The organism is Pseudovibrio denitrificans JCM 12308, from assembly GCF_001310815.1.
Classification (GTDB): domain Bacteria; phylum Pseudomonadota; class Alphaproteobacteria; order Rhizobiales; family Stappiaceae; genus Pseudovibrio; species Pseudovibrio denitrificans.
Genome location: NZ_BAZK01000055.1, coordinates 1 through 4,248 on the forward strand (window position 1 = coordinate 1; position 4,248 = coordinate 4,248).

The window sequence follows — 4,248 nt, forward strand, 5'->3', positions numbered from 1 at the left end:
AAAAATTATCAGCTCCCAGGGTGTCATTCGTCTCATCAGCCCAATCAACACTATCTTGATTAAGCAGACTGGTGAACACTACCGGGATCACGCTTTCCTGCGCTGAACCATTGCGTTTGGTCAGTCGCCGCGACACCTGCACACCACTGAACAACCGGTGATCAAGATCTTGCCAGATCTGACGTTGCACCTTTTGTGCTTTGTCGAGAAAGCTGCCATCACCACGGAAGTCGATTTCCATGATGTTTAACGTGGTGAAGTCTCCGATCACCTCCATAATGTCGGGGTGCACAGTTGGGCGATTGAAGAGCGTGAGATTGATACAGAAATGCGGATCGCGGCTCCACCGCGCCAGAACGCTAGCGAAGCAGCTCATCATAAGCCCGGTCATTGTCAACGCATTCTGCGAAGCCAAGGACTGAAGTCGGGTGACAAAGGGACGATCGAGCACTTTGGTCCTGCGAACAAATTTCGGTGCCGTTAACGATGCTGGGGCTGTTTCCAGAGGCAGATCAGGCCCCATCGGCAGCGTTGGAATTCGCTCTTCCCAATAAGATTTAGCGGCTTGGAACGCCTCGCTTTCTTCGGCTTTCTTACTCGTCAGAACATGGTCGCGAAAACTAAACGACAATGCAGGTAAATCGATCTTGGGTTGCCGATAAAGATATGAAACTTCGCGCATAAAGAGCTCGATACTCCAGGCATCGGCAATCAGAAGATCAAAAGACACATGTAGCCGTGCTTGCCCGCTATCGACCGTCACAGCGCGAATATCGAAAAGCGGCCATTGACTACAATCCGTCACCTGATGGGACATTTTCGACCGCAGTCGTTTGGTCGCCGCTTGGAACGCACTCGAATTCCAATCGTCCGCCGGAATGTCTTCAATCGTAAAGCGTGGAACTGACTCCAGTACCTGCTGGGTCCCGTCTTCTTTGATCACTGCACGCAACATTGGATGGCGTGCAATCACCTTGTTCACAGCATCCTCGAATTGGACGTGCGAGAAGTCAGGTAAGTCGAACTCGAAATAGATGTGCGTGGCGACATCACCTAATGCCAATGAAGATTGACGCCCAACCCAATACGCCAATTGAACATCTGTCAGCGCGAAGGGTTTGTTAAGATTATCCGGTTCTTGCACAATCTCTTGAGGACTGAAGACTTTGCTTTGCGTAGCTTGTTGCTGACACGCAGAAGCAAGTCCCGCGACTGTTGGGGCCTCGAAAAAAGCGCTCATCGGAACGGTGACACCCAACCGTTCCTGAAGCAACGTGATCAAACGTGCTGCTAAAAGCGAATGCCCACCCAGTTCAAAGAAGTTGGCGTCTTCGTTCTCAAGTTCGGTTCCGAATACTTCTTCCCAAGTTTCCTTGACGCAATCGAAAACTCCTTGGCTGTCCATCTCTGCCAATTTTTGCGTCGAGCGATCCTTCGAGCTAAACTCCAAAGCATTGGAGTTGACGTCCGGCATCTCAATCCAAAAATCATTGCGAATGAACTCGGGCCGTGGGATCCTGATCCGGCGCGCACTTTGTGTACCAGGCCAGTTCTGCCAGTTGACTGGTACCCCGTGTGCCCAAGCCTGTCCGAAACTGCTGATGAGATCAGAATAAGAGGCCTGTCCTTCGAAGTAGTAGAAGCTTGGTCCGTTTGCACATCGCCATTACTGCCAAATCCTAAAACGAACGGATTGGTAATCTCCAACTGCTGTGTGACGTCGCTTATCGTAGCGAACACACTGTCACCTGTTACCGGTACCCAGCCAGTCTCATTGCAGTAAAAGCACGGCCGCTCTTCGACTTGCCTCATCAAAAACGACCATAGCGCAGTAGCATCGTCTTTATTGCCTGCGAACAGTACTGCAGCTGGTGTGCACTCCAACTGGTCCAAAAACGCAAAAATAACAGACGTAGAGAAGGCGATGCGGCGCTCTGGCGTCCAGTTGGGATAATCTTTGAGCGAATGTTCAGTCACAAGCTCTGGCATTTGATCCAAAACTTCTGGCATGAGACGACACAAATTTATTACGCACTCATCGCTCAAAGCGACATCAGGAGAAAGCAACAGAACGATCTGCTTTTCAGCAGACGCTATAACATCCGCATGGGTCAATGCATCGGCAATTGACTGGCCCTGCCTCCAAATCACTGCTTTGCGAAATGGGTCCGCTTCGCGACCGACACGTAGTGTGTGAGCAACATCACTGCGATCCAGAGTCCCTGCAGCACTAATCAAAGAGCGTTCGTATGTGCTGAACTGATCTTGATTGCGGGCCGATAGAACAAGCAGTTCTGGCTGTTCTTCAGCCATATCTTGGGGCGTGCTCTCGGGCGGATCGTAAGCTCTTAGGATCGCGTGCGCATTGTTCCCACCAAGTCCAAAGGAACTCACGCCCGCAATCCGCGGACGGTCTACGGGCCAATCGCTTAGCTGATCATTCACGTAAAACGGGGATCCATCCTGCATCAACTCCTGTGCAGGCGTCTCGAAATGCAAGCTTGGAAACAGCTTGCCTGACTTCAAAGACAATGCTGTCTTTATCAGGCCCGCTGCTCCCGCCGCCATTTCACAATGCCCAATGTTTGTCTTGACCGACCCCAGCCCGCAAGAGCCTGCTTCAATGGTCGCAGAGTTGGACTGTTGGAAAGCCTCATACAAAGCATCCAACTCAATACGGTCACCTAATGGCGTTCCGCTTCCGTGTGCTTCGATATAGGCAATGTCTCGGGCATTGACATCTGCAACCTCCTGAGCCTCCATCAAGCTCGGACCTGCCCATTAACGGCAGGTGCCGTGTACCCAACGCGTTGCGCACCGTCATTGTTTATCGCTGAGCCAGAAATAAGCGCAAAGATTTGGTCTCCATCTTGAACGGCATCTTCGGCACGCTTCAACAAAAGCGTTGCCACGCCGCTGCTGTAAACGGTGCCACTGGCATTGGCATCGAAGGCATGGATCGCCCCATCTTCTGACAAAAGACCACCAGGTTGAAAGTCATAGTCTTTTTGGGAGGGCATTCGCAGCGAAACACCCCCCGAAATCGCCAGATCACATTGCCCGCTGTTTAGGCTCTCACAAGCAAGATGGGTTGCGACGAGGGAGGTCGCACAACTAGCCTGAACGGTTACCGTTGGCCCAGTCAGGTCCAAACGATAAGCTATCTGCGATGTCAAATGATCTTTGTCATTACCGATCATTACCTGCAAATCACTCGAGTTTCGAACTTCACTCGAATGCCCCAGCAGATGGTAGAGCAAGTAATAGCTGGTGCTAACGCCCGAAAATATCCCGGTGGTCGGCTGGATGTGTTTTGGCGAATAACCAGCCATTTCCAGCATTTCCCAAACAGTCTCGAGAAACAGCCTTTGTTGAGGATCGGCGATGCGTGCTTCCTGATGAGTATAACCAAACCGATCGGCATCAAACGCCTTTATTCCGGGAACTGTGGCGTTCAAAATGACCCGCCGTCCACCGCCTTCAAGCTCTTGAACAACTGGGGCCAACATGTCTCTTCCATCACGAAGGCAGGCTTCAAACGCATCTAGCCCATCAATGCCGGGGAACCGGCAGTTCATGCCTATGATCGCGATGTCAGTATCGTTGAAGCTCATGGCTCATTCCTCGCCTTGACTGCACATTTCGCCTTTTGCATGATCGGCGACGGCGACCAACTTCCTTACGTCGCTCGCCTCGTGTCTTCGCTTGCGCTTTGACTGATGTAATTTGATCGGACGGATCGGCATTGTTGGACAGGTGATCGGCAACTCGCCGAATGGTTCCAAGCCGAAACAGGTCGGTAATCTGGATTTCAGTATCAAACTGGCCTTCCAGCTGGCGATGGATCAAAACAATCTCGATCGATCCACCGCCTAGATCAAAGAAGTTGTCATCAAGTCCAACCCGATCTCGATTTAGAACATCAGCCACAATGTTCATGAGCTTCTTTTGGATCGCGTTCCCCGCAGACACCGTAGTGGTGGACAGCATCGTCTTTTCTTCAGTCTGGGTATGGGAGATTGCTTTGGCGGCAAGAGCTTTGCGATCCACTTTTCCATTCCTTGTTACAGGTAATGTCTCAATCGGTATTAGGGCGCGTGGGACCATGTAGACAGGTAACCGGTTACGCAGGTAATCCACCCAAGATCCCAAAACCTCTTTTGTGGGTGTGCTTTGATTTTCAGGAGACACAAAGGCCATCAAACTTGCCTCTGTTGGAACCACCACCGCCTGGGCGATGTCTGGATG

The 4,248-nt window shown here is 51.4% G+C and carries 4 protein-coding genes; all 4 read right to left on the reverse strand.

What is annotated here, in order from left to right; genetic code table 11:
• Positions 1–1,405 (reverse strand): condensation domain-containing protein (locus tag JCM12308_RS27290; protein ID WP_244272048.1); only part of this gene is annotated, 1,405 nt, incomplete at its 3' end.
• Complete coding sequence (locus JCM12308_RS27295; protein ID WP_054785752.1) at positions 1,291–2,763, reverse strand: ketoacyl-synthetase C-terminal extension domain-containing protein; 1,473 nt, start codon at positions 2,761–2,763, stop codon at positions 1,291–1,293. The genes JCM12308_RS27295 and JCM12308_RS27290, both read right to left, overlap by 115 nt.
• The gene (locus JCM12308_RS27300) at positions 2,763–3,614 is read right to left on the reverse strand and encodes a beta-ketoacyl [acyl carrier protein] synthase domain-containing protein (protein ID WP_054785753.1); all 852 of its coding nucleotides are present in this window, start codon (positions 3,612–3,614) and stop codon (positions 2,763–2,765) included. Before JCM12308_RS27300 ends, JCM12308_RS27295 begins: the two co-directional genes overlap by 1 nt.
• Positions 3,595–4,248: phosphopantetheine-binding protein (locus tag JCM12308_RS27305; RefSeq protein ID WP_244272049.1), on the reverse strand; the 654-nt coding region annotated here is incomplete at its 5' end. The genes JCM12308_RS27305 and JCM12308_RS27300, both read right to left, overlap by 20 nt.

Excerpts from the sequence above, each read along its gene's own strand:
- JCM12308_RS27295 (WP_054785752.1), bottom strand. The coding sequence starts at position 2,763 with ATGGAGGCTCAGGAGGTTGCAGATGTCAATGCCCGAGACATTGCCTAT.
- JCM12308_RS27300 (WP_054785753.1), bottom strand. The coding sequence starts at position 3,614 with ATGAGCTTCAACGATACTGACATCGCGATCATAGGCATGAACTGCCGG.